The following is a 24,712-nucleotide window of genomic DNA, read 5'->3' as shown; positions in this document are numbered from 1 at the left end:
TCATGTAGTCAGAGTCCGCAGCAGGTTCTTGTAGTCCTCGCGGATATCCGCGTCGGATTCCTTGAGTTCGTTGATCTTGCGGCATGCATGCAAAACAGTCGTATGGTCACGACCGCCGAATACATCGCCAATTTCCGGAAGACTGTGGTTCGTCAGCTCTTTGGAAAGCGCCATCGCCACCTGACGTGGACGGGCAACAGAACGGGAGCGACGCTTGGACAACAGGTCGGAGATTTTGATCTTGTAATACTCGGCGACAGTACGCTGAATGTTATCCACACTCACGAGTTTGTCCTGCAACGCCAACAAATCTTTCAGAGACTCACGAATCAGTTCGATCGTGATATCCCGGCCCATGAAGTGCGAGTGAGCGATGACACGCTTGAGTGCGCCTTCGAGTTCACGGACGTTGGAGCGAATGCGCTGCGCAATGAAGAATGCAGCGTCATGAGGTAATTCGACCTTGGCCTGATCGGCTTTCTTCATCAGGATCGCAACGCGGGTTTCCAGCTCCGGCGGCTCGACGGCCACAGTAAGCCCCCAGCCAAACCTGGATTTCAGACGCTCTTCCAGGCCTTCGATCTCTTTGGGGTAGCGGTCACTGGTGAGAATGACCTGCTGTCCGCCTTCGAGCAGTGCGTTGAAGGTGTGGAAAAACTCTTCCTGGGAACGCTCCTTACGGGCGAAGAACTGAATGTCATCGATCAGCAAGGCATCGACCGAGCGATAGAAACGCTTGAATTCGTTGATCGCGTTCAGTTGCAGCGCCTTGACCATGTCGGCCACGAAACGCTCCGAGTGCAGGTAGACAACCTTCGCATTCGGGTTCTTCTTGAGCAGGTGGTTGCCCACGGCATGCATCAAGTGAGTCTTACCCAGGCCAACGCCACCATAAAGGAAGAGCGGGTTGTAGCCATGCTTGGGGTTATCCGCAACCTGCCAGGCCGCAGCACGGGCCAACTGGTTGGATTTACCTTCGACGAAGTTTTCAAAGGTGAACGTACGGTTCAGGTAACTGGTGTGCTTTAGCGCACCTTCAACCTGGACAGTACGCTGCTCGGCCCGCGCCGGAGCCTGTTGCGAACTGGCGCCCGCCATCGGATCGAAACTGTCACGCGAAGGCTCGTCATGAGTCTCGGCGTTCTGAACTGCAGGAGCCGGCGCAGGAGCAGCCACCACCGGAGCGGCAACAGGTGTTGAAACGCTGCTGACGTTATTGGCTGACAACGCTTGCGAAGCGGCGGCAGCCAATGGGGCATTGGGTGCCGCACGCGGAGCCGAGCTGCGCTTGCTGCCTATTAATAAGGAAAGGGCAGGCGCCATTCCCTGGCCGTGCTCGCCCAGAAGCTCAAGCAGACGGCTCAGATACTTTTCGTTTACCCAATCGAGAACGAAACGATTCGGTGCATATACACGCAACTCGTCGCCTTCGGCTTCGACCTGTAGCGGACGGATCCAGGTGTTGAATTGCTGGGCAGGCAGCTCATCGCGCAAAAGCTCCACGCACTGCTGCCAAAGTTCCACTGACACGGATATCCCCTAAGTCGAAAGCCGGTGAGGCAAAAACATCCGCCATTGTAACGATCAGACGCCGACTTATCCACATGTAGGTTGCTCACAAACAAGGAGAAACCCGGCTTTTATTCATTGAAAAGGCGACAGACGGTAGCGGGATAAGACCTGTGGATAAACCGGCCTCAGCTCATTGCATAAGTCACGGTGAAACTCTGTGGATAACCAGCCTGTGGATAACAAGGCATTCCATGCACAGCTTTTCCGAGGTCACCGCACAGGCAGGGCACCGTTTCTCGACAGTCTTTTGATCTTCTGTACACATTGATTTTAAAGGCCTTGGCATAGTTATCCACAGATAGCGTCGCCCCTAGTCTTTATAAGCTCTACAGAAAAGCTTTAAATATTCCCTCTTTTTATTTCTATAACTGATTTCTCTCAGGTAACCCTCGAACCGGGTGAGGAATGCGTAATGAGCTGTAAGGAAGTAGATAAAGGAAAAGCTGGTTGGAAATTGACCTGCACGCTTGCTTTCTCTAGAATCCCCGGTCTCTTAAAACGGGGGCCATTCCGGCCCGTAGTGGACGAACCAGGTAACACGCCATGAAACGTACTTTCCAACCCAGCACAATCAAGCGCGCCCGCACCCACGGTTTCCGTGCCCGTATGGCCACCAAGAACGGCCGTGCAGTCCTGTCGCGTCGTCGCGCCAAAGGCCGTAAGCGTCTGGCAGTTTGATAAATCGGCACTGGTGGTGAGTCGAGACTTCAGTCGGGAAAAGCGTTTGCTGACTCCCCGGCATTTCAAGGCAGTCTTTGACTCCCCTACCGGCAAGGTTCCGGGGAAAAATCTCCTGCTCCTTGCTCGCAACAACGACCTTGATCATCCCCGTCTGGGGCTGGTGATAGGTAAAAAGAGCGTAAAACTCTCCGTTGAGCGAAACCGCTTGAAACGCCTCATGCGCGAATCATTTCGCCAACACCAGGATAATCTGGTCGGTTGGGATATCGTGATCGTCGCGCGTAAGGGTCTGGGTGACATAGAAAACCCGGAATTGATTCAGCATTTCGGCAAGCTCTGGAAACGTCTGGCGCGTAGCCGACCCACTCCAGAAGCAAAACCCGAAACTGCAGGGGTAGACAGTCCAGATGCGTAAACTGGCACTCGTTCCGATCCAGTTTTACCGCTATGCCATTAGCCCGCTGATGGCCAGTCACTGTCGTTTCTACCCCAGTTGCTCCTGCTATGCGTATGAAGCCATCGATAATCATGGCCTTTTACGCGGCGGCTGGCTGACACTTCGTCGTTTGGGCCGCTGTCATCCGTGGAATCCCGGTGGTTATGACCCGGTTCCACCTGTCCCCACCTCCCGTTCTTCTTCGATGGCCGAGTAATCATGGATATTAAACGCACGATCCTGATCGTCGCCCTGGCAATCGTGACCTACGTCGGGGTTCTGAAATGGAACCAAGACTACGGCCAGGCTGCCATGCCGACCCAGAATGTTGCAGCCAGCACAACCGCACCGGCTATACCGGATACGGCTGCTGGTACTAATGGTTCTGCAAATGCCGATGTTCCAAGTGCTACAGCGACCAATGCCGCAGCGCCTCTGGAAACTCCAGTCGCACCGAGCAAGGACCTGATTCAGGTCAAGACCGACGTGCTCGATCTGGCGATCGATCCAGTAGGTGGTGACGTGGTTCAACTTCGTCTTCCACTGTATCCACGTCGTCAGGACCGCCCGGATGTTCCATTCCAGCTGTTCGACAACGGTGGCGAGCGTACTTTTCTGGCACAAAGTGGCCTGACCGGTACGAACGGACCTGATGCACGTGCTGCCGGTCGTCCGGTTTATTCGTCTGCACAGAAGACTTATCAACTGAACGATGGCCAGAACGATCTGGTCGTCGAGCTGAAATTCGCTGATAACGGCGTCAATTACATCAAGCGCTTCACCTTCAAACGTGGCCTGTACGATGTTGTTGTCACCTACGTTGTGGATAACCAGAGTGCTCAGCCATGGGCGGGCAATCTGTTTGCACAACTGAAGCGCGATGCAAGCTCCGATCCGTCTTCGACCACTGCCACTGGCACTGCCACCTACCTGGGTGCTGCCTTGTGGACAGCTGCAGAGCCGTACAAAAAAGTGTCGATGAAAGATATCGACAAGGCTCCGCTGAAAGAAACAGTCCAGGGTGGCTGGGTTGCATGGCTTCAGCATTACTTCGTGACGGCCTGGATTCCAAGCCATGGCGACAGCAATGCCGTTCAGACACGTAAAGACAGCCAGGGCAACTACATCATCGGCTTCACTGGCCCGACCCTGTCGGTTGCTGCCGGTGGCAAAGGTGAAACCAGCGCTACGTTGTATGCGGGTCCGAAAAGCCAGGCGGTACTCAAAGAGTTATCCCCAGGTCTGGAGCTGACTGTCGATTACGGCATCCTGTGGTTCATTGCCCAGCCGATCTTCTGGTTGCTGCAGCATATCCACGCCATTGTGGGTAACTGGGGCTGGTCGATCATCTTCCTGACCATGCTGATCAAAGGCCTGTTCTTCCCTCTGTCGGCTGCCAGCTACAAATCCATGGCGCGCATGCGTGCCGTAGGTCCGAAGCTGACCGCGCTGAAAGAACAGTTTGGCGATGATCGTCAGAAGATGTCTCAGGCAATGATGGAGCTGTACAAGAAAGAAAAGATCAACCCGCTGGGTGGATGCTTGCCGATTCTTGTCCAGATGCCGGTTTTCCTTGCGCTGTACTGGGTACTCCTGGAAAGCGTGGAAATGCGTCAGGCTCCATGGATGCTGTGGATAACCGACCTGTCGATCAAAGACCCGTTCTTTATTCTGCCGATCATCATGGGCGCGACCATGTTCATCCAGCAGCGTCTGAACCCGACTCCGCCGGATCCGATGCAGGCCAAGGTCATGAAAATGATGCCAATCATCTTCACGTTCTTCTTCCTGTGGTTCCCTGCCGGTCTGGTTCTGTACTGGGTTGTGAACAACACCCTGTCGATTGCACAGCAGGCCTACATCACTCGCAAGATCGAAGCGGCTACCAACAAAGCTGCTGCCTGATCTAACCTGTGAACAAGTTTTACAAAACGCCCCCTCGTGGGGCGTTTTGCTATCTGTCAGTTGCCCAGGAGCCGGACCATGAACGTCCCTCGTGAAACCATCGCCGCCATCGCCACCGCTCAAGGTCGCGGTGGTGTTGGCATCGTGCGTATATCCGGGCCTTTGGCGAGCAAGGCTGCCCAGGCAATCATTGGACGCACGCCAAAACCACGATTTGCCCATTACGGTCCTTTCGAGGATGAAACAGGCCAGGTCATCGACGAAGGAATCGCGCTTTATTTTCCAGGGCCCAATTCCTTTACCGGTGAAGATGTTCTGGAGCTTCAGGGCCACGGCGGCCCCATTGTTCTGGATATGTTGCTGCAGCGCTGCCTGCAGCTGGGCAGTCGTCTGGCGCGCCCGGGAGAATTCAGCGAGCGTGCTTTCCTTAACGACAAGCTGGATCTGGCACAGGCCGAAGCCATTGCGGACCTGATCGAAGCCAGTTCTGCACAGGCTGCACGTAATGCCCTGCGCTCCTTGCAGGGTGTTTTTTCCCAGCGTGTGGATAACTTGACCGAAAAGCTGATCAGCCTGCGGATCTATGTGGAGGCGGCAATCGACTTTCCCGAGGAAGAAATCGACTTCCTTGCCGATGGCCACGTGCTGAGCATGCTCGATGACGTGCGTGACGAGTTATCCACAGTGCTGCGCGAAGCAGGGCAGGGTGCATTGCTGCGGGACGGCATGACTGTGGTGATTGCCGGCCGCCCCAATGCCGGCAAATCCAGCCTGCTCAACGCCCTGGCGGGTCGAGAGGCCGCGATCGTCACCGAGATTGCCGGCACCACACGGGATGTACTGCGCGAACATATCCACATAGACGGCATGCCGCTACATGTCGTGGATACAGCAGGCCTGCGCGATACCGACGATCAGGTAGAGATCATCGGTGTACAACGTGCTCTCAAGGCCATTGGCGAGGCTGATCGCATTTTGCTGGTCGTCGACGCTACTGCACCGGAGGCATCCGATCCTTTCGCCCTGTGGCCTGAATTTCTGGAGCAACGTCCTGATCCAGCCAAGGTTACTCTGATCCGTAACAAAGCCGACCTCAGCGGCGACCTGATTGTCCTGGAAACCAGTGCCGATGGCCATGTAACGATCAGCCTGAGCGCCAAGGCCGGTGGAGAAGGCCTGGAACTGCTGCGTGAACACCTCAAAGCCTGCATGGGTTATGAACAGACCTCTGAAAGCAGCTTCAGCGCACGTCGACGCCATCTTGAAGCGCTGCGCCATGCCAGTGACTTCCTGGAACATGGCCGCGCACAACTGACACTGGCGGGCGCAGGCGAGCTATTGGCCGAAGACCTGCGCCAGGCTCAGCAGGCGCTGGGTGAAATTACCGGAGCCTTCAGCTCGGACGATCTGCTTGGCAGGATCTTCTCAAGCTTCTGCATCGGTAAATAATCCCGCACACACGGCTCGAACAGCCCGGTGCAATGCCGGGCTTGCGTCTCAGACCTCACAACAAAGCCCTCGATCAGCCTCTCTTATCCACAAAGGGAAGCCTTGCTGTGCCTCCCTCGCTACCGCCAGTCACTCAGGCAACACAATCCTGTGTGCCCTCAGCCTGTGAATTGTCCCTTCCGGAAGCAATTTATCTGAATTAAGCCCTGTGAATAACTGCTTCTGAGCTCAGTTGATAACTGGGGGCGAAAGCTGAAGATAAACCCGTCTGTGGACAAGTGGTCATTTAATCCACAGGCTCAAGACGGTTATCCAAAGGCCTCATTGGCACATGAACACAGACTTTTGAAACGCTGTACACATTGAAATACATAGCCTGTAGAGCTTTATCCACAGAAAGGTGGCTCAGTAAGAATAAACATAAAAAAAAGGTTTTATAAGATTTCTTTCCTTTTTAATTTCTTTATTCGCCAGTTTTCCACAGCTGGTTAAATTTTGTGCAACGGGTTTCTTTCAGGTGGGTGTATTCCCTATACTTGTCAGCTATCCCAATTTCCCATCGACAACAGGCACGAGGTGCGTGGTGGATTTCCCTTCCCGTTTTGAAGTGATCGTCATCGGTGGCGGTCATGCCGGTACCGAGGCCGCACTTGCGTCGGCACGCATGGGTGTCAAAACCCTATTGCTGACGCACAACGTGGAAACGCTCGGTCAGATGAGCTGTAACCCTGCTATTGGCGGTATTGGCAAAAGTCATCTGGTCAAGGAAATCGACGCCCTTGGCGGTGCGATGGCAGTGGCTACCGATAAAGGCGGCATCCAGTTCCGTGTATTGAACAGCCGCAAAGGGCCAGCAGTACGAGCGACACGTGCTCAGGCAGACCGTGTTCTGTACAAGGCAGCCATTCGCGAAATTCTTGAAAACCAGCCGAACCTGTGGATATTTCAACAATCCTGTGACGACCTGATCGTCGAACAGGACCAGGTTCGCGGTGTCGTCACGCAAATGGGTCTGCGCTTCATGGCAGATTCCGTGGTTTTGACCACAGGCACGTTCCTGGGCGGACTTATCCACATCGGTATGCAGAACTATTCCGGTGGTCGCGCTGGAGATCCGCCTTCGATTGCCCTGGCAAAACGGTTACGTGAACTGCCGCTGCGCGTTGGTCGACTGAAAACCGGAACACCGCCACGCATCGATGGCCGTTCTGTGGATTTCTCAGTGATGACAGAACAACCGGGCGATACGCCTATCCCGGTCATGTCGTTCCTGGGTTCAAAGGAGCAGCATCCAGAGCAAGTCAGTTGCTGGATTACGCATACCAACGCGCGGACCCACGAAATCATTGCCTCCAACCTTGATCGTTCACCGATGTATTCCGGTGTCATCGAAGGTATCGGGCCGCGTTACTGTCCTTCGATCGAAGACAAGATCCATCGCTTTGCCGACAAGGAAAGCCACCAGGTCTTCATCGAGCCGGAAGGTCTGACTACCCACGAGCTGTATCCGAACGGTATTTCGACTTCGCTGCCATTCGACGTGCAACTGCAGATCGTTCGCTCGATTCGTGGCATGGAGAACGCGCACATCGTTCGTCCTGGCTACGCCATCGAATACGATTACTTCGATCCTCGCGACCTGAAGTACAGCCTGGAAACCAAAGTCATCGGCGGTCTGTTTTTCGCAGGCCAGATCAACGGCACCACCGGCTACGAAGAGGCCGGTGCACAAGGTCTGCTGGCCGGAACCAACGCTGCGCTTCGCGCACAGGGCAAGGAAAGCTGGTGCCCACGCCGTGATGAAGCGTACATCGGCGTGCTGGTTGACGACCTGATTACCCTCGGGACCCAAGAGCCGTACCGGATGTTCACATCCCGTGCCGAATACCGGCTGATCCTGCGTGAAGACAACGCCGATTTGCGTCTGACGGAAAAAGGCCGCGAACTGGGTCTGATCGACGATGCACGCTGGGCAGCGTTCTGCACCAAGCGTGAGAACATCGCGCTGGAAGAACAACGCCTGAAAAGTACCTGGGTCCGTCCTGGCACAGAGCAGGGCGATGCGATTGCCGCACATTTCGGCACGCCGCTGACCCACGAATACAACCTGCTCAACCTGCTGACTCGTCCTGAAGTCGATTATGCGAGCCTGATTTCCCTTACCGGTCAGGGTTGCAGCGATCCTCAAGTCACCGAGCAGGTCGAGATCAAGACCAAATACGCCGGTTACATCGAGCGTCAGCAGGATGAAATTGCCCGTCTGCGGGCCAGCGAAGATACAAAACTGCCGGAAGACATCGATTACACGACGATTTCCGGTCTGTCGAAAGAGATTCAAGGCAAGCTGGGGATAACTCGTCCCGAGACCCTTGGACAGGCATCGCGTATTCCTGGCGTAACGCCGGCGGCGATTTCCCTGTTGATGATTCACTTGAAAAAACGCGGCGCGGGCCGTCAGTTGGAGCAAAGCGCTTGAGTTCTATGGTTACTGCGCAGCATGCTCAGGAATTATCCACAGGTGCCCGGGAACTGGGTGTGGATCTGAGTGAAAAACAGCATGGCCAGTTGCTGGCTTACCTCGAGCTGTTGATAAAGTGGAACAAAGCCTACAACCTGACGGCTGTGCGCAATCCGGACGAGATGGTTTCGCGGCATTTGCTCGACAGCCTGAGCGTCGTACCCTTCATCGAAGGACCACGCTGGCTGGACGTTGGTAGCGGTGGCGGAATGCCCGGCATTCCGTTGGCTATCATGTTTCCAGAGATGAAGGTTTCGCTTCTGGACAGCAATGGCAAGAAAACCCGGTTCCAGACTCAGGTCAAACTTGAGCTGAAACTCGACAACCTCGAAGTTATTCACAGCCGTGCAGAAGCTTATCAGCCAGATGCGCCGTTCACGGGGATTGTTTCCAGGGCATTCAGCAGTCTGGAAGACTTTACCGGGTGGACTCGCCACATGGGCGACACCGATACTCGTTGGCTGGCAATGAAAGGGCTGCATCCGACCGATGAACTGGTAGCATTGCCGGCAGACTTTCATCTCGATAGCGCACAAGCCTTGACCGTTCCAGGTTGCCAAGGCCAACGCCATCTGCTGATACTGCGCCGTACGGCATGACTGGGAACACAAGCAAGAATGGCTAAGGTATTCGCGATAGCGAACCAGAAAGGTGGTGTGGGTAAAACCACCACCTGTATCAACCTCGCAGCGTCACTGGTTGCAACCAAGCGCCGCGTGCTGTTGATCGATCTCGACCCTCAGGGCAACGCGACCATGGGCAGCGGTGTGGATAAACACACCCTGGAAAACTCGGTATACGACTTGCTGATCGGTGAATGCGATCTGGCCGAGGCGATACAGTTTTCCGAACATGGCGGTTATCAACTGCTGCCGGCTAACCGTGACCTTACGGCTGCCGAAGTGGTGTTGCTGGAAATGCAGATGAAGGAAAGCCGCTTGCGCAATGCGCTGGCGCCGATCCGGGAAAACTACGATTACATTCTCATCGACTGCCCGCCGTCGCTGTCGATGCTGACCCTCAATGCCCTGGTGGCCTCCGATGGGGTCATTATCCCCATGCAGTGCGAGTACTTTGCGCTGGAAGGTCTCAGTGACCTTGTGGATAACATCAAGCGCATAGCTGAACTGCTCAACCCTCAACTGAAAATCGAAGGGTTGCTGCGCACGATGTACGACCCGCGCCTGAGCCTGATCAACGATGTTTCCGCGCAGCTCAAGGAACATTTCGGCGATCAGCTCTACGACACGGTCATCCCGCGCAACATCAGGCTCGCCGAGGCACCGAGCTTCGGCATGCCGGTGCTGGCCTATGACAAGGCTTCTCGCGGTGCGCTGGCTTACCTGGCTCTGGCGGGTGAACTGGTACGTCGTCAACGTCGCAGCTCGAAAGCCGCGCAGCCAACCTAAGGAATTCCCATGGCCGTCAAGAAACGAGGTCTCGGACGTGGGTTGGACGCACTTCTGAGCAGTCCAACCGTCAGTTCGCTGGAAGAACAGGCCGTCAAGATCGATCAGCGCGAGCTGCAGCATGTCCCTCTGGATCTGATCCAGCGTGGCAAGTACCAGCCGCGCCGCGATATGGATCCCCAGGCGCTGGAAGAGCTTGCCCTGTCGATCAAGTCCCAGGGCGTCATGCAGCCGATCGTGATCCGTCCGATTGGCGAAAACCGCTATGAAATCATCGCCGGTGAGCGTCGCTGGCGTGCGAGTCAGCAGGCGGGCGTAGAGACAATTCCGGCCATGGTCCGCGAAGTCTCGGATGAAAACGCCATCGCCATGGCGCTGATCGAGAACATCCAGCGCGAAGATCTGAACCCCATCGAAGAAGCGATGGCGTTGCAGCGCTTGCAGCAGGAGTTCCAACTGACTCAGCAGCAGGTCGCCGATGCCGTGGGCAAGTCGCGCGTCAGCGTGGCCAACCTGTTGCGTCTGATTGCCTTGCCGGAAGTGATCAAGACCATGCTGTCTCACGGTGACCTGGAAATGGGTCATGCCCGCGCATTGCTCGGTTTGCCCGAAGAAAGGCAGGTCGAAGGTGCGCGACATGTTGTCGCACGTGGCCTTACTGTGCGTCAGACCGAAGCACTTGTCAGGCAGTGGCTCAGCGGCAAGCCGGCTCCTGTCGAGGCAGTAAAGACTGATCCCGATATCAGTCGGCTGGAACAGCGTCTCGCCGAGCGGCTGGGCTCTGCAGTCCAGATTCGTCATGGGCAGAAGGGAAAAGGGCAATTAGTCATCCGTTACAACTCGCTGGATGAGTTGCAAGGTGTGCTCGCCCACATTCGCTGAAACAATTGCTCTGTAGCGTATAGTCGGAAATCACTACCTTACGGTTGAATAGGGGCTTAACCGCCCCTATACTCTGCGCGCATTTTGTCGGCACAAATTATGCCAAGTTATTGCTTGTGGCGACCGACATTCAAGGAGCAGTTGCGATGGAATCACGCATGCCAGACCGCTTGCCGTTCCATCGGCTGGCGGTTTTTCCGGTATTGCTGGCTCAATTGATTGTCCTGCTGCTGGCCGCTCTGGCGCTCCTGCAGTGGAATGGAGTCGTAGCGGGATATTCAGGGCTGTGCGGTGGCCTGATAGCGTGGCTGCCCAATTTGTACTTTGCTCACAAGGCTTTCCGGTTTTCCGGGGCCAGAGCAGCGCAAGCAATCGTCCGGTCATTTTATGCCGGCGAGGCAGGCAAACTGATTTTGACGGCAGTGCTTTTTGCATTGACGTTCGCAGGTGTGAAGCCATTGGCGCCGCTGGCTGTATTCGGCGTGTTCATGTTGATCCAGGTGGTCAACTGGTTCGCTCCCCTGCTAATGAGAACAAGACTTTCGAGACCTTAGGGCGTTTGAGGCAAAAATGGCAGAGCAAACAGCTTCGGGCTATATCCAGCACCACTTGCAGAACCTGACATTCGGTCAGCTACCCAACGGCAGCTGGGGCTTTGCCCATACCGCAGCAGAAGCAAAGGAAATGGGCTTTTGGGCTTTCCACGTCGATACTCTCGGCTGGTCGGTCGCACTGGGCCTGATTTTCGTTCTTATCTTCCGTATGGCGGCCAAGAAGGCAACTTCCGGCCAGCCTGGCGCTCTGCAGAACTTCGTCGAAGTTCTGGTCGAGTTCGTCGATGGCAGCGTGCGGGACAGCTTTCACGGTCGTAGCGCGGTGATCGCTCCCCTGGCCCTGACCATTTTCGTCTGGGTATTTCTGATGAACGCCGTCGACCTGGTTCCGGTTGACTGGATTCCTCAGTTGGCGATGCTGATCTCGGGCGACGAGCACATTCCTTTCCGTGCTGTTCCGACCACTGACCCGAATGCCACCCTGGGCATGGCTCTGTCGGTCTTCGCACTGATCATTTTCTACAGCATCAAGGTCAAGGGCATCGGTGGTTTCATCGGCGAACTGACCCTTCACCCGTTCGGCAGCAAGAACATCTTCGTTCAGGCTCTGCTGATTCCGGTGAACTTCCTGCTTGAATTCGTGACACTGGTAGCCAAGCCGATTTCGCTGGCACTGCGTCTGTTCGGCAACATGTACGCTGGCGAGCTGGTATTCATCCTGATCGCGGTCATGTTCGGCAGCGGCCTGCTCTGGCTCAGTGGCCTGGGTGTGGTTCTGCAATGGGCGTGGGCTGTCTTCCACATCCTGATCATCACCCTGCAAGCGTTCATCTTCATGATGCTGACCATCGTTTACCTGTCGATGGCTCACGAAGATAACCATTAAGATTCGCCATCCGGCGCATCTGATGACCCTCTTGCCATTGGTGAGAGGGAGCCGCAAGCGGGAAACCGCAAGGGCTGATGTAACAAACGATTTTGCTTTACCGCTTTAATCTAAGAAAACCTAACCAATACGACGTAAAAGTCGGGAGGAAAGATGGAAACTGTAGTTGGTCTAACCGCTATCGCTGTTGCACTGTTGATCGGCCTGGGCGCACTGGGTACTGCAATCGGTTTCGGCCTGTTGGGCGGTAAGTTCCTGGAAGGCGCAGCGCGTCAGCCAGAAATGGTTCCAATGCTGCAAGTTAAAATGTTCATCGTTGCGGGCCTGCTCGACGCCGTTACCATGATCGGTGTTGGTATCGCTCTGTTCTTCACCTTCGCGAACCCCTTCGTTGGTCAGCTCGCTGGCTAATCGCTCGAATTTTCGAGTTGATTGGTGTGATGGACAACGAACGAGCGAGGTGTTGGCGTGAATATTAATGCAACCCTGATTGGCCAGTCCGTTGCGTTCTTCATCTTTGTGCTGTTCTGCATGAAGTTCGTGTGGCCTCCGGTCATCGCGGCTTTGCACGAACGTCAGAAGAAGATCGCGGATGGACTGGACGCTGCTACACGAGCAGCTCGCGACCTGGAGCTGGCCCAAGACAAAGTGGGTCAACAACTGCGCGAAGCTAAAGCTCAAGCAGCCGAGATCATTGAGCAAGCCAAGAAACGCGGTACACAGATTGTCGACGAAGCCCGTGAACAGGCTCGCGTTGAAGCTGACCGTGTGAAGGCTCAGGCTCAGGCCGAGATCGAGCAGGAACTGAACAGTGTCAAAGACGCTCTGCGCGCCCAGTTGGGTAGCCTGGCAGTCAATGGCGCCGAGAAGATCCTGGGTGCCACAATCGATCAAAACGCGCACGCGGAGCTGGTTAACAAACTGGCAGCTGAAATTTAAGCGAGGGCGATCATGGCAGAACTGACCACGTTGGCCCGACCTTACGCTAAGGCGGCCTTCGAGCACGCGCAGGCCCACCAGCAACTGGCCAATTGGTCAGCCATGCTCGGCCTGGCTGCTGCGGTGTCGCAAGACGACACCATGCAGAGCCTGCTCAAGGCCCCGCGACTGACGAGCGCACAAAAGGCCACCACTTTTATTGAAGTGTGTGGCGACAAGTTCGATGCCAAGGCACAGAATTTCATCCACGTCGTTGCTGAAAACGACCGTCTCCCGCTTCTGCCGGAGATCGCCGAACTGTTCGACCTGTACAAGGCCGAGCAGGAAAAATCGGTCGATGTGGATGTCACCAGTGCTTTTGCATTGAACCAAGAACAGCAAGACAAACTCGCCAAGGTTCTCAGTGCACGGCTCGGCCGGGAAGTGCGCCTGCATGCTGCGGAGGATGCCACCCTTATCGGTGGTGTCGTTATCCGCGCCGGCGACCTGGTTATCGATGGCTCAGTTCGCGGCAAGATCGCGCAACTAGCCGAAGCATTGAAATCTTGAGTTTGAAGGGGCAGCAGAGCAATGCAGCAACTCAATCCTTCCGAAATAAGTGAAATCATCAAGGGTCGCATCGAGAAGCTCGATGTAACCTCCCAAGCCCGCAACGAAGGCACAGTCGTCAGCGTGTCTGACGGTATCGTGCGGATTCACGGTCTTGCCGACGTAATGTACGGCGAAATGATCGAGTTTCCGGGCGGCGTCTTCGGTATGGCGCTGAACCTTGAGCAAGACTCTGTCGGTGCCGTTGTACTGGGCGCCTACACGACTCTGGCTGAAGGCATGAGCGCCAAGTGCACCGGCCGCATCCTCGAAGTTCCGGTTGGTAAGGAACTGCTGGGTCGCGTTGTCGACGCACTGGGCAACCCTGTTGACGGTAAAGGTCCGCTGAACAACACCGAGACCGATGCGGTCGAGAAAGTTGCTCCAGGCGTGATCTGGCGTAAGTCGGTCGACCAGCCAGTGCAAACTGGCTACAAGGCCGTCGACGCAATGATTCCAGTCGGCCGTGGCCAGCGCGAGCTGATCATCGGTGACCGCCAGATCGGTAAAACCGCCATGGCAATCGACGCGATCATCAACCAGAAAAACAGCGGCATCTTCTGCGTCTACGTTGCAGTTGGTCAGAAGCAATCGACCATCGCCAACGTTGTTCGCAAGCTCGAAGAAAACGGTGCACTGGCTAACACCATCATCGTTGCTGCAAGTGCTTCCGAATCCGCTGCGCTGCAATTCCTTGCACCGTACTCGGGTTGCACCATGGGCGAGTACTTCCGTGACCGCGGTGAAGACGCGCTGATCGTTTATGACGATCTGTCCAAGCAAGCAGTGGCTTACCGCCAGATTTCCCTGCTGCTGCGCCGTCCACCAGGCCGTGAAGCCTACCCGGGTGACGTGTTCTATCTCCACTCCCGTCTGCTGGAGCGCGCATCGCGTGTTTCCGAAGAGTACGTAGAGAAGTTCACCAACGGCGCAGTGACCGGAAAAACCGGTTCCCTGACTGCACTGCCGATCATCGAAACCCAGGCTGGTGACGTTTCCGCGTTCGTTCCGACCAACGTGATTTCCATCACCGACGGTCAGATCTTCCTGGAATCGGCCATGTTCAACTCCGGCATCCGTCCGGCAGTGAACGCCGGTGTTTCGGTATCCCGTGTAGGTGGTGCCGCACAGACCAAGATCATCAAGAAGCTTTCCGGTGGTATCCGTACCGCTCTGGCTCAGTATCGTGAACTGGCGGCATTCGCCCAGTTTGCTTCTGACCTGGACGAAGCGACCCGCAAGCAGCTTGAGCATGGTCAGCGCGTTACCGAGCTGATGAAGCAGAAGCAATACGCGCCGATGTCCATCGCTGATATGTCGTTGTCCCTGTATGCCGCTGAACGTGGCTTCCTGGTGGACATCGAGATTCCAAAAATCGGCAGCTTCGAGCAGGCTCTGATTGCTTACTTCAACCGCGATCACGCCGACTTGATGGCGAAGATCAACGTGAAGGGTGACTTCAATGACGAAATCGATTCTGGCCTCAAAGCCGGTATCGAGAAGTTCAAAGCCACCCAAACCTGGTAAGCCGCAGCGGGAGCCGAAAGGTTCCCGCTTGCTAACCTGATAGGTGTTACATGGCAGGCGCAAAAGAGATTCGCAGCAAGATTGCGAGCATCAAAAGCACGCAAAAGATCACCAGCGCCATGGAAAAAGTGGCGGTCAGCAAAATGCGCAAGGCTCAGTCGCGCATGGCTGCTAGCCGTCCTTACGCGGAGCGCATCCGCCAGGTGATTGGTCATCTTGCCAACGCCAACCCGGAGTATCGCCACCCGTTCATGATCGAGCGCGAAGTAAAGCGTGTCGGTTATGTCGTAGTGAGCAGTGACCGTGGTTTGTGCGGTGGCCTGAACACCAACCTGTTCAAGGCTTTGGTCAAGGACATGGCGGTAAACCGTGAAAACGGCGTAGAGATCGATCTGTGCGTGGTCGGCAGCAAAGGTGCGGCATTTTTCCGCAACTTCGGCGGTAACGTCGTCGCTGCGATCAGCCACCTGGGCGAAGAGCCGTCGATCAATGATCTGATCGGCAGCGTCAAGGTGATGCTGGATGCCTACCTGGATGGTCGAATTGATCGCCTGTCCGTGGTATCCAACAAGTTCATCAACACCATGACCCAGCAGCCAACGGTGGAGCAATTGATTCCGCTGGTGGCAACCCCGGATCAGAAACTCAAGCACCACTGGGACTATCTCTACGAACCCGATGCCAAAGAGCTGCTTGACGGCTTGATGGTTCGCTACGTTGAGTCGCAGGTGTACCAGGCGGTGGTCGAGAACAACGCTGCTGAACAAGCTGCGCGGATGATCGCGATGAAGAACGCCACAGACAACGCCGGTGATTTGATCAGCGATTTGCAGCTGATCTACAACAAGGCGCGTCAGGCAGCGATCACCCAAGAGATCTCGGAAATCGTCGGCGGCGCTGCCGCGGTTTAACGGTTCAAATATTAGAGGAACCAGCTAATGAGTAGCGGACGTATCGTTCAAATCATCGGCGCCGTGATCGACGTGGAATTCCCACGCGATAGCGTACCGAGTATCTACAACGCGCTGAGTGTACAAGGCGCGGAAACCACTCTTGAAGTTCAGCAGCAGCTGGGCGACGGCGTGGTTCGTACCATTGCAATGGGTTCGACCGAAGGCTTGAAGCGCGGTCTGAACGTCAATGACAGCGGCGCAGCCATTTCCGTACCGGTCGGTAAAGCGACTCTGGGCCGGATCATGGACGTCCTGGGCAACCCGATCGACGAAGCCGGTCCTATCGGTGAAGAAGAGCGTTGGGGCATTCACCGTCCTGCGCCGTCCTTCGCTGAACAGGCGGGTGGCAACGATCTGCTGGAAACAGGCATCAAGGTTATCGACCTGGTTTGCCCGTTCGCCAAGGGCGGTAAAGTCGGTCTGTTCGGTGGTGCCGGTGTAGGCAAAACCGTAAACATGATGGAACTGATCCGTAACATCGCCATCGAGCACAGCGGTTATTCCGTGTTCGCCGGTGTGGGTGAGCGTACTCGTGAGGGTAACGACTTCTACCACGAGATGAAGGACTCCAACGTTCTGGACAAAGTGGCACTGGTTTACGGTCAGATGAACGAGCCACCGGGAAACCGTCTGCGCGTTGCTCTGACCGGCCTGACCATGGCCGAGAAGTTCCGTGACGAAGGTAACGACGTTCTGCTGTTCGTCGACAACATCTATCGTTACACCCTGGCCGGTACCGAAGTATCCGCACTGCTGGGCCGTATGCCTTCCGCAGTAGGTTACCAACCGACCCTGGCTGAAGAGATGGGTACTCTGCAAGAGCGCATCACTTCCACCAAAAACGGTTCGATCACCTCGATCCAGGCGGTATACGTACCAGCGGACGACTTGACCGACCCGTCGCCAGCGACCACGTTCGCCCACTTGGACGCAACTGTCGTACTGTCCCGTGACATCGCTTCCCTGGGTATCTACCCAGCGGTAGATCCACTGGATTCGACTTCGCGCCAGCTGGACCCGAACGTCATCGGCCAGGAACACTACGACACCGCTCGCGGCGTTCAGTACGTGTTGCAGCGTTACAAAGAGCTGAAAGACATCATCGCGATCCTGGGTATGGACGAGCTGTCGGAAACCGACAAGCAGTTGGTAAACCGTGCTCGTAAGATCCAGCGCTTCCTGTCGCAGCCGTTCTTCGTGGCTGAAGTCTTCACTGGTGCATCGGGTAAATACGTTTCCCTGAAAGACACCATTGCTGGCTTCAAAGGCATCCTCAACGGTGACTACGACCACCTGCCAGAACAAGCGTTCTACATGGTCGGCGGCATCGAAGAAGCGATCGAGAAAGCCAAGAAACTGTAATCCCGGCGCCCGGCAACGGGCGCTAATCAGGTTGAGGCAAGCAAATGGCTATGACAGTCCATTGCGACATCGTCAGCGCGGAAGGGGAAATCTTCTCCGGTCTGGTCGAGATGGTGATTGCGCACGGTAACCTGGGTGATCTCGGTATCGCTCCAGGCCACGCGCCTCTGATCACCAATCTGGTCCCGGGCCCGATCCGCTTGATCAAGCAGGGTGGGGAAGCCGAGGTGTTCTACATCTCCGGTGGTTTCCTCGAGGTTCAGCCGAACATGGTCAAGGTGCTTGCCGATACTGTGCAACGTGCTGCCGACCTGGACGAAGCTTCTGCTCAGGCCGCCGTCAAGGCTGCCGAGAAGGCCCTGAACGAAAAAGGCGCGGACTTCGATTACGGATCTGCGACTGCTCGTCTGGCCGAGGCTGCAGCTCAGCTGCGCACCGTTCAGCAAATTCGCAAGAAGTTCGGCGGCTAACCCGCTGGCTTCAATGCGCGATTGAGTAAAAGGGTAGCCTCGGCTACCCTTTTTCTTTTTTCAGAATCAGTCAGTCCCTTCACGACCGTTCAGGTCGCTCAGTTGGTAGTCCTCATGTCTCTCGATATCGTTATTCTTGCCGCTGGCCAAGGTACCCGGATGCGTTCGGCCTTGCCTAAAGTCCTGCACCCTGTTGCAGGTAACTCCATGCTTGGTCATGTTATCCACAGCGCACGACAGTTATCCCCAAATGGCATTCATGTAGTGATCGGTCATGGCGCAGATGCCGTACGCGAGCGCCTGGCAGCGGATGACCTGAATTTCGTCATGCAGGACAAGCAACTGGGGACAGGCCACGCAGTTGCCCAGGCAGTACCGCACCTGAGCGCTGATACCGTGCTGATTCTTTACGGTGATGTACCGCTGATCGAGGTTCAGACCCTGCAGCGTCTGATGGCACTGGTCACCCCGCAGCAGTTGGGCCTGCTGACCGTGACGCTGGACGATCCGACAGGCTATGGCCGCATCGTTCGCGACGCCGAGAACCGGGTCTGTGCCATTGTCGAGCACAAGGATGCCAGCGAAGCCCAGAAGGCGATCAACGAAGGCAATACCGGCATTCTTGCCGTGCCTGGCAAGCGTCTGGCCGACTGGCTCGGGCGTCTGTCCAACAACAACGCCCAAGGCGAGTATTACCTGACGGATGTCATCGCAATGGCGGTCAGTGACGGTCTGGTGGTCGCCACCGAACAGCCTCACGACGCAATGGAAGTGCAGGGCGCCAATGACCGCAAGCAATTGGCGGAACTGGAGCGTCATTATCAGTTGCGTGAAGCCCGTCGTGTGATGGCTGCTGGCGTGACCCTGCGTGACCCGTCACGTTTCGACGTGCGTGGCGAGGTGACGGTTGGCCGTGATGTGCTGATCGATATCAACGTGATTCTTGAAGGTCGCGTGATCATTGAAGATGACGTGATCATCGGCCCGAACTGCGTTATCAAGGACAGCACCCTGCGCAAAGGTGTCGTGCTCAAGGCCAACAGCCATATCGAAGGCGCGATTCTGGGCGAGGGCAGTGACGCGGGTCCATTCGCTCGCCTGCGTCCAGGCAGTGTTCTGGGGGCCAAGGCCCATGTGGGTAACTTTGTCGAACTCAAGAATGCTCACCTTGGCGATGGCGCAAAAGCCGGTCACCTGACTTATCTGGGCGATGCCGAAATCGGTGCGCGTACCAACATCGGTGCCGGGACCATCACCTGCAACTACGATGGTGCCAACAAGCACAAGACCATCCTGGGTGAGGACGTCTTCATCGGCTCCAACAACTCGCTGGTTGCACCTGTGGATATCTCTTCAGGAGCCACCACTGCAGCGGGTTCCACCATCAATCAGAACATTCCTGCCGAACAGTTGGGCGTTGCTCGCGCCCGCCAGCGCAACATCGAAGGCTGGAAGCGTCCGGTAAAGATCAAGAAGCCATAAGGTTATCCACAGGAGCGAATAGAGCTGTTTCGCGAATGAATTCGCTCCTGCGGCTTGACCCGGTTCCGATAATAAGGTTTTATTGCTTTCGTTATCTTTTGAATCGAAACTTAAAGCCAAAATGTCGAAACGTAATACGCCTCAACGTCGCCACAATATTCTCGCCTTGCTCAATGAGCAGGGCGAAGTCAGTGTCGATGATCTGGCCCAGCGCTTTGAAACTTCGGAAGTTACGATTCGAAAGGATCTGGCCGCTCTCGAAAGCAATGGCTTGCTGCTACGCCGTTACGGTGGTGCGGTCACCTTGCCCCATGAATTGATTGCCGAAAGCAGCCATCCTGTTTCTCGATACAAGCAGGCCATTGCCCGGGCGGCAGTGACGCGAATTCGCGAACATGCCCGCATCATTGTGGACAGTGGCAGCACCACCGCTGCGCTGATCCCCGAACTCGGTGCCCAGCCGGGCCTGGTGGTGATGACCAACTCCTTGCATGTAGCTCGCGCCCTGGCCGAGCTTGAGCATGAGCCAGTGCTGCTGATGACCGGTGGAACCTGGGACCCGCACTCCGAATCCTTCCAGGGACAGGTGGCCGAGCAGGTTCTGCGCTCCTACGACTTTGATCAGTTGTTCATTGGTGCCGACGGCATCGATCTGATTCGCGGTACCACCACCTTCAATGAGTTGCTGGGGCTGAGCCGGGTCATGGCTGAAGTCGCCCGGGAAGTGGTGGTCATGGTCGAAGCCGACAAAGTCGGTCGCAAGATTCCCAACCTGGAACTGCCCTGGAGCAGTATCCATACCCTTATCACAGATGAGCGCCTGCCCGATGAGGCACGCGAACAGATAAAAGCCCGCGGCATTACCCTGATTTGTGCCGCTGTCAGCTAGGAGAGAACCATGTGTGGAATTGTCGGCGCCGTTGCTGAACGTAGTATCACAGCCATTCTGCTGGAAGGGCTCAAACGTCTTGAATACCGTGGCTATGACAGCGCCGGTGTAGCGGTTTTCAGCAATGAAGGCACCCTTGAACGCCGTCGTCGTTCGGGCAAGGTCAGCGAACTGGAGCAAGCGCTGGCGGGCGAGCCTCTGGCCGGTCGTCTGGGCATCGCTCACACCCGTTGGGCTACTCACGGCGCACCTTGCGAGCGCAATGCACACCCGCACTTTTCGGCTGATGAGCTGGCAGTTGTCCACAACGGCATCATCGAAAACCACGAAGCCCTGCGCGAGCGTCTCAAAGGCCTGGGTTACGTATTCGCTTCCGATACCGACACCGAAGTCATCGTCCACCTGCTGCACCACAAGCTCAAGGACACTCCGGATCTGGCCAATGCCCTGAAAGCAGCGGTCAAGGAATTGCACGGTGCCTACGGCCTGGCCGTCATCAGCGCCAAACAACCGGATCGCCTGCTGGCCGCACGCAGCGGCAGCCCGTTGGTGATTGGCCTGGGTCTTGGTGAAAACTTCCTGGCCTCGGACCAGTTGGCACTGCGTCAGGTGACCGACCGCTTCATGTACCTGGAAGAAGGCGATATCGCAGAGATCCGTCGCGACAGCGTGCAGATCTGGTCTGTGGATGGTTTACCTGTGGTTCGCGAAACCGTGCAATACCACGAAGGTGCTGAAGCCGCCGACAAAGGCGAATACCGTCACTTCATGCTCAAGGAAATCCACGAGCAACCCAAGGTTGTGCAGCGCACGCTTGAAGGTCGCCTGGGTCAGCAACAAGTGCTGGTCCACGCCTTTGGCCCGCAAGCTGCCGAACTATTCGCCAAGGTTCGCAATGTGCAGATCGTGGCCTGTGGCACCAGCTATCACGCCGGCATGGTTGCGCGTTACTGGCTCGAAGGTCTGGCCGGTATCCCTTGCCAGGTCGAAGTGGCCAGCGAGTTCCGCTATCGCAAGGTTGTGGTTCAGCCGGACACTCTGTTCGTCTCCATCTCCCAGTCCGGCGAAACCGCCGACACCCTGGCCGCACTGCGCAACGCCAAGGAACTGGGCTTCCTGGCAAGCCTGGCGATCTGCAACGTCGGCATCAGCTCCTTGGTGCGCGAGTCGGACCTGACCCTGCTGACCCAGGCCGGTCCTGAAATCGGCGTTGCGTCCACCAAGGCCTTCACCACCCAACTGGTTGCCCTGCTCTTACTGACCCTGTCGTTGGGCCAGGTCAAAGGCACACTGGAAGAGGGTGTCGAAGCCGAACTGGTCGAAGAACTTCGTCGCCTGCCGACCCGTCTGGGTGAAGCGCTGGCCATGGACAGCACCGTCGAGAAAGTCGCCGAGCTGTTCGCCGAGAAACACCACACCCTGTTCCTGGGCCGTGGCGCGCAATTCCCGGTAGCGATGGAAGGAGCCCTCAAGCTCAAGGAAATCTCGTACATCCACGCCGAAGCCTACCCGGCCGGCGAACTCAAGCACGGCCCGCTGGCGCTTGTGGATAACGACATGCCGGTGGTCACCGTTGCACCAAACAACGAACTGCTGGAAAAACTCAAATCCAACCTCCAGGAAGTCCGCGCACGCGGCGGTGAACTGGTGGTATTCGCTGATGAACAAGCCGGCATGAAAAACGGCGAAGGCACCCACGTCATCGCCATGCCCCACATCATCGATGCCCTGGCCCCGATTCTCTACACCATCCCGCTGCAGTTGCTGTCGTACTACGTGGCTGTGTTGAAGGGCACGGATGTGGATCAGCCTCGGAATCTGGCCAAATCCGTTACTGTGGAGTGAGTTATCCACAGGGGAGTCTGGTGTGAAGCTACGAAATAAAGTCTGTCGGAAATAAATAAAGTCTGTCGCTGGCGCCTTACTGCCCCCCGGTTGTGCAGCCAGCGACGTTTTCCTGCGTGCCTCATTGCTCTCGACGCAGCTCTAGGTTTTATTGAAAAAATGATCTTAGCTATTCAGCCTGAGGAAACTGTGCGTTCCTTTGTGGAAAGAACTCTTTTTATTAAAGGAAAACATTCTTCCGAAGAGGTTTTTCGGAAGTTTCCCAAAAACTGCGCATTACGAGCGGATATTTTATTAATCGCCGAAATGCAGGGGTGGATTGGCTGCTATGGCTTGAACAAGATGCTTCATAGGCATACTAACTATCCGTTACAGGAGGTTTTTAAGAATGTTCAAGATATCTCCTTGTAGTGGTCTAATGAAACCGGACACCCATTTAGGCGAGAATGCTCGCCAGATAGAGGTGTCTGATGACCAAACAACGCCGTACCTTTTCCGCTGAATTCAAACGCGAGGCCGCAGGCCTCGTGCTCGATCAAGGCTATAGCCATATCGAAGCCAGCCGTTCACTTGGGGTTGTCGAATCCGCGCTGCGTCGCTGGGTCAACCAGCTTCAGCAAGAGCGCAATGGCGTCACGCCCCAGAGCAAAGCCCTGACGCCCGAGCAGCAGAAAATCCAAGAGCTGGAAGCTCGGATCGCTCGTCTTGAGCGGGAGAAATCCATTTTAAAAAAGGCTACCGCGCTCTTGATGTCGGAAGAACACGAGCGCATGCGCTGATTGATCAACTGAGTGCTCGTGAGTCGGTAGAGTTGTTGTGCGAAGCCTTTGAAGTGCCTCGTTCGTGCTACTACAACTATCGCATCAGACGCCGGACTCCAGACGTTGAGCGGGTTCGATTACGCAGTCGAGTCAACGAGCTGTTCACGCAAAGCCGAAGCGCTGCCGGTAGTCGCAGCATCGTTTCGATGATGCAAGAAGATGGCGAGCAGATCGGCAGGTTCAAGGTGCGCGGCCTGATGCGAGAGATGGGGTTGATCAGCAAACAACCGGGTTCGCATTCCTATAAAAAGGCAACGGTGGAGCGACCTGATATTCAGAATATTCTGAATCAAAAGTTCGATGTGCCCGCGCCCAATCAAGTCTGGTGTGGCGACATCACTTACATCTGGGCACAAGGGAAATGGCATTACCTGGCCGTGGTCATGGATCTCTTCGCGCGCCGGGTGGTGGGCTGGGCGTTGTCGAACAAACCGGATTCGGACTTGGTGATCAAGGCGCTCGACATGGCCTATGAGCAACGGGGCAAGCCTCAAGGCCTGCTGTTTCACTCCGACCAGGGCTCGCAATACGGCAGTCGCCACTTTCGCCAGCGACTCTGGCGATACCGCATCAATCAGAGCATGAGTCGTCGAGGTAATTGCTACGACAACTCGCCGATGGAACGTGTTTTTCGGAGCCTGAAAACTGAGTGGATACCGACCGTGGGCTATATGACGGCCCAAGAGGCTCAGCGCGATATCAGTCATTATCTGATGCATCGCTATAACTGGATTCGGCCACACCAGTTCAATAACGGACTGGCACCAGCTCAGTCCGAAAAAAGACTTAACGTCGTGTCCGGGATCAGTTGACCACTACAGACTCTTTCCTAGCTGCTCCATTTAGCCGGTGCTTATCTGCACCGATCTTGATCTAGCTGCTGAATTATTGCTGACTGGGCATAGGTAATGTTGGAATTACGTTAGTGCCCTTGATGGATTCCAGCCAGCTTTTGGCTTCCACCAAGTCGTTGAGCCGTTTATTTTTACGTGCTGATGCGGAATTGACCCAGCTGCCGAGAAGTCGCTGACCTAGGCCGCCTTCAAGGTTATGGCCATCTGTGCTGGGTATCTACCTATTTATGTTGGGGCAGTCTTGCCCCAGCAGGTGGGGCAATTCCGCATCAGCGCCTACAGGCTGATGGAGGTGAGCCTCCACCCTACGCAAGACAGCAATCGGCCAGAATCGGTTATTGTCAAGCGGCGGCTTTCGACCCAAACCAGAGGATCTATCCATCTCTGTCTAGTCCCGCAATGCTGGGAAAAATAAATACGTCCCCTTATTCGAGGCCCTAGGCTTCGCCTGAGAAGCTGCCGGGGAGTGTTTCTTCTGCCGTAGGGGACCTCGTATGGGGGCGCTTTGGTAAAAGAGTTCAGGGGGCAGGACCTCAGCCTTTGATGTTACGAGGGTCATTCCCTGGTTGGATGGTGTCCTTCGCTCTGAATTGCCCATCGCGCCCCTTGGTAGTTATTCGTAACCGCTCCATAAACCACACATTCAAAGCCGCCGTGTGATCCCGGATGCTGTGCTCCCGATTTCTTTCT

23 protein-coding genes are annotated in these 24,712 nt (G+C 55.9%); 22 read left to right on the top strand and 1 reads right to left on the bottom strand.

Annotated features, from left to right (window positions below; all coding sequences use genetic code 11):
- Window positions 1-1,530 carry a chromosomal replication initiator protein DnaA gene (gene dnaA / locus K5D32_RS23905; RefSeq protein ID WP_025257772.1) on the bottom strand — a complete coding sequence of 510 codons (1,530 nt, stop codon included), beginning with the start codon at window positions 1,528-1,530 and terminating at the stop codon, window positions 1-3.
- Window positions 1,531-2,115: 585 nt separating this feature from the next.
- On the opposite strand from dnaA, the gene rpmH reads away from it, so the two are divergent.
- From rpmH to K5D32_RS23795, 22 genes are all read left to right on the top strand, one after another.
- Window positions 2,116-2,250, top strand: a complete 135-nt coding sequence (gene rpmH / locus K5D32_RS23900) for a 50S ribosomal protein L34 (protein WP_002551315.1) — start codon at window positions 2,116-2,118, stop codon at window positions 2,248-2,250.
- A 16-nt stretch (window positions 2,251-2,266) separates the two neighbouring features.
- Window positions 2,267-2,668: a ribonuclease P protein component gene (gene rnpA / locus K5D32_RS23895; RefSeq protein ID WP_025257771.1), complete on the top strand. Its 402-nt coding sequence runs from the start codon at window positions 2,267-2,269 to the stop codon at window positions 2,666-2,668.
- Entirely contained in the window at window positions 2,661-2,906 is a 246-nt protein-coding gene (gene yidD, locus K5D32_RS23890) for a membrane protein insertion efficiency factor YidD (protein ID WP_038399718.1), read from the top strand. Before rnpA ends, yidD begins: the two co-directional genes overlap by 8 nt.
- Window positions 2,907-2,908: 2 nt before the next feature.
- Entirely contained in the window at window positions 2,909-4,594 is a 1,686-nt protein-coding gene (gene yidC, locus K5D32_RS23885; RefSeq protein WP_221592912.1) for a membrane protein insertase YidC, read from the top strand.
- Window positions 4,595-4,672: 78 nt separating this feature from the next.
- Window positions 4,673-6,043, top strand: coding sequence for a tRNA uridine-5-carboxymethylaminomethyl(34) synthesis GTPase MnmE (gene mnmE, locus K5D32_RS23880; protein WP_221575298.1), 1,371 nt, complete (start codon window positions 4,673-4,675; stop codon window positions 6,041-6,043).
- 583 nt (window positions 6,044-6,626) lie between these two features.
- Window positions 6,627-8,519: a tRNA uridine-5-carboxymethylaminomethyl(34) synthesis enzyme MnmG gene (mnmG, locus tag K5D32_RS23875; protein ID WP_221602043.1), complete on the top strand. Its 1,893-nt coding sequence runs from the start codon at window positions 6,627-6,629 to the stop codon at window positions 8,517-8,519.
- Window positions 8,516-9,160: a 16S rRNA (guanine(527)-N(7))-methyltransferase RsmG gene (gene rsmG / locus K5D32_RS23870; RefSeq protein ID WP_025262623.1), complete on the top strand. Its 645-nt coding sequence runs from the start codon at window positions 8,516-8,518 to the stop codon at window positions 9,158-9,160. The genes mnmG and rsmG overlap by 4 nt, the downstream gene beginning before the upstream one ends.
- 18 nt (window positions 9,161-9,178) lie before the next feature.
- Entirely contained in the window at window positions 9,179-9,970 is a 792-nt protein-coding gene (locus K5D32_RS23865) for a ParA family protein (protein WP_025262622.1), read from the top strand.
- Between the two features lie 9 nt (window positions 9,971-9,979).
- Window positions 9,980-10,852 (top strand): ParB/RepB/Spo0J family partition protein, encoded by an 873-nt coding sequence (locus tag K5D32_RS23860; RefSeq protein WP_221575295.1) that lies wholly within the window; start codon window positions 9,980-9,982, stop codon window positions 10,850-10,852.
- A gap of 146 nt (window positions 10,853-10,998) precedes the next feature.
- On the top strand, window positions 10,999-11,406 hold the full coding sequence (locus K5D32_RS23855; protein ID WP_117163938.1) for a F0F1 ATP synthase subunit I: 408 nt from the start codon (window positions 10,999-11,001) through the stop codon (window positions 11,404-11,406).
- A 16-nt stretch (window positions 11,407-11,422) separates the two neighbouring features.
- Window positions 11,423-12,292 carry a F0F1 ATP synthase subunit A gene (gene atpB / locus K5D32_RS23850; RefSeq protein WP_200994421.1) on the top strand — a complete coding sequence of 290 codons (870 nt, stop codon included), beginning with the start codon at window positions 11,423-11,425 and terminating at the stop codon, window positions 12,290-12,292.
- 153 nt (window positions 12,293-12,445) lie between these two features.
- A complete protein-coding gene (gene atpE, locus K5D32_RS23845) occupies window positions 12,446-12,703 on the top strand; it encodes a F0F1 ATP synthase subunit C (RefSeq protein ID WP_002555987.1) in 258 nt (85 codons plus the stop codon).
- Window positions 12,704-12,760: 57 nt separating this feature from the next.
- Window positions 12,761-13,231 carry a F0F1 ATP synthase subunit B gene (locus K5D32_RS23840; protein WP_025262618.1) on the top strand — a complete coding sequence of 157 codons (471 nt, stop codon included), beginning with the start codon at window positions 12,761-12,763 and terminating at the stop codon, window positions 13,229-13,231.
- 12 nt (window positions 13,232-13,243) lie between these two features.
- A complete protein-coding gene (locus K5D32_RS23835; RefSeq protein WP_025262617.1) occupies window positions 13,244-13,780 on the top strand; it encodes a F0F1 ATP synthase subunit delta in 537 nt (178 codons plus the stop codon).
- Between the two features lie 21 nt (window positions 13,781-13,801).
- Complete coding sequence (gene atpA, locus K5D32_RS23830) at window positions 13,802-15,346, top strand: F0F1 ATP synthase subunit alpha (RefSeq protein WP_025262616.1); 1,545 nt, start codon at window positions 13,802-13,804, stop codon at window positions 15,344-15,346.
- 50 nt (window positions 15,347-15,396) lie between these two features.
- The gene (gene atpG / locus K5D32_RS23825) at window positions 15,397-16,257 is read left to right on the top strand and encodes a F0F1 ATP synthase subunit gamma (RefSeq protein ID WP_025262615.1); all 861 of its coding nucleotides are present in this window, start codon (window positions 15,397-15,399) and stop codon (window positions 16,255-16,257) included.
- Window positions 16,258-16,284: 27 nt separating this feature from the next.
- Entirely contained in the window at window positions 16,285-17,661 is a 1,377-nt protein-coding gene (gene atpD / locus K5D32_RS23820) for a F0F1 ATP synthase subunit beta (protein ID WP_025262614.1), read from the top strand.
- Between the two features lie 44 nt (window positions 17,662-17,705).
- Window positions 17,706-18,131: a F0F1 ATP synthase subunit epsilon gene (locus K5D32_RS23815; protein ID WP_025262613.1), complete on the top strand. Its 426-nt coding sequence runs from the start codon at window positions 17,706-17,708 to the stop codon at window positions 18,129-18,131.
- Between the two features lie 114 nt (window positions 18,132-18,245).
- Window positions 18,246-19,613 carry a bifunctional UDP-N-acetylglucosamine diphosphorylase/glucosamine-1-phosphate N-acetyltransferase GlmU gene (gene glmU, locus K5D32_RS23810; protein WP_221602041.1) on the top strand — a complete coding sequence of 456 codons (1,368 nt, stop codon included), beginning with the start codon at window positions 18,246-18,248 and terminating at the stop codon, window positions 19,611-19,613.
- A 121-nt stretch (window positions 19,614-19,734) separates the two neighbouring features.
- Window positions 19,735-20,502 carry a DeoR/GlpR family DNA-binding transcription regulator gene (locus tag K5D32_RS23805; protein WP_221592908.1) on the top strand — a complete coding sequence of 256 codons (768 nt, stop codon included), beginning with the start codon at window positions 19,735-19,737 and terminating at the stop codon, window positions 20,500-20,502.
- Between the two features lie 9 nt (window positions 20,503-20,511).
- Window positions 20,512-22,347: a glutamine--fructose-6-phosphate transaminase (isomerizing) gene (gene glmS / locus K5D32_RS23800; protein WP_200994418.1), complete on the top strand. Its 1,836-nt coding sequence runs from the start codon at window positions 20,512-20,514 to the stop codon at window positions 22,345-22,347.
- Window positions 22,348-22,817: 470 nt separating this feature from the next.
- A protein-coding gene (locus K5D32_RS23795) for an IS3 family transposase (RefSeq protein ID WP_221602039.1) occupies window positions 22,818-23,980 on the top strand; the annotation gives its coding sequence in 2 pieces (ribosomal slippage) (window positions 22,818-23,073 and window positions 23,073-23,980; 1,164 coding nt in all).
- Window positions 23,981-24,712: the final 732 nt, after the last annotated feature.

Source organism: Pseudomonas cichorii (genome assembly GCF_019719005.1).
Classification (GTDB): Bacteria; Pseudomonadota; Gammaproteobacteria; order Pseudomonadales; family Pseudomonadaceae; genus Aquipseudomonas; species Aquipseudomonas cichorii_E.
This window is presented reverse-complemented; position numbering and strand designations above follow the sequence as displayed.

Excerpts from the sequence above, each read along its gene's own strand:
- rpmH (WP_002551315.1), top strand. The coding sequence starts at position 2,116 with ATGAAACGTACTTTCCAACCCAGCACAATCAAGCGCGCCCGCACCCAC.
- yidD (WP_038399718.1), top strand. The coding sequence starts at position 2,661 with ATGCGTAAACTGGCACTCGTTCCGATCCAGTTTTACCGCTATGCCATT.
- yidC (WP_221592912.1), top strand. The coding sequence starts at position 2,909 with ATGGATATTAAACGCACGATCCTGATCGTCGCCCTGGCAATCGTGACC.
- mnmE (WP_221575298.1), top strand. The coding sequence starts at position 4,673 with ATGAACGTCCCTCGTGAAACCATCGCCGCCATCGCCACCGCTCAAGGT.
- K5D32_RS23865 (WP_025262622.1), top strand. The coding sequence starts at position 9,179 with ATGGCTAAGGTATTCGCGATAGCGAACCAGAAAGGTGGTGTGGGTAAA.
- K5D32_RS23860 (WP_221575295.1), top strand. The coding sequence starts at position 9,980 with ATGGCCGTCAAGAAACGAGGTCTCGGACGTGGGTTGGACGCACTTCTG.
- K5D32_RS23855 (WP_117163938.1), top strand. The coding sequence starts at position 10,999 with ATGGAATCACGCATGCCAGACCGCTTGCCGTTCCATCGGCTGGCGGTT.
- atpB (WP_200994421.1), top strand. The coding sequence starts at position 11,423 with ATGGCAGAGCAAACAGCTTCGGGCTATATCCAGCACCACTTGCAGAAC.
- atpE (WP_002555987.1), top strand. The coding sequence starts at position 12,446 with ATGGAAACTGTAGTTGGTCTAACCGCTATCGCTGTTGCACTGTTGATC.
- K5D32_RS23835 (WP_025262617.1), top strand. The coding sequence starts at position 13,244 with ATGGCAGAACTGACCACGTTGGCCCGACCTTACGCTAAGGCGGCCTTC.
- atpA (WP_025262616.1), top strand. The coding sequence starts at position 13,802 with ATGCAGCAACTCAATCCTTCCGAAATAAGTGAAATCATCAAGGGTCGC.
- atpG (WP_025262615.1), top strand. The coding sequence starts at position 15,397 with ATGGCAGGCGCAAAAGAGATTCGCAGCAAGATTGCGAGCATCAAAAGC.
- atpD (WP_025262614.1), top strand. The coding sequence starts at position 16,285 with ATGAGTAGCGGACGTATCGTTCAAATCATCGGCGCCGTGATCGACGTG.
- K5D32_RS23815 (WP_025262613.1), top strand. The coding sequence starts at position 17,706 with ATGGCTATGACAGTCCATTGCGACATCGTCAGCGCGGAAGGGGAAATC.
- glmU (WP_221602041.1), top strand. The coding sequence starts at position 18,246 with ATGTCTCTCGATATCGTTATTCTTGCCGCTGGCCAAGGTACCCGGATG.
- K5D32_RS23805 (WP_221592908.1), top strand. The coding sequence starts at position 19,735 with ATGTCGAAACGTAATACGCCTCAACGTCGCCACAATATTCTCGCCTTG.
- glmS (WP_200994418.1), top strand. The coding sequence starts at position 20,512 with ATGTGTGGAATTGTCGGCGCCGTTGCTGAACGTAGTATCACAGCCATT.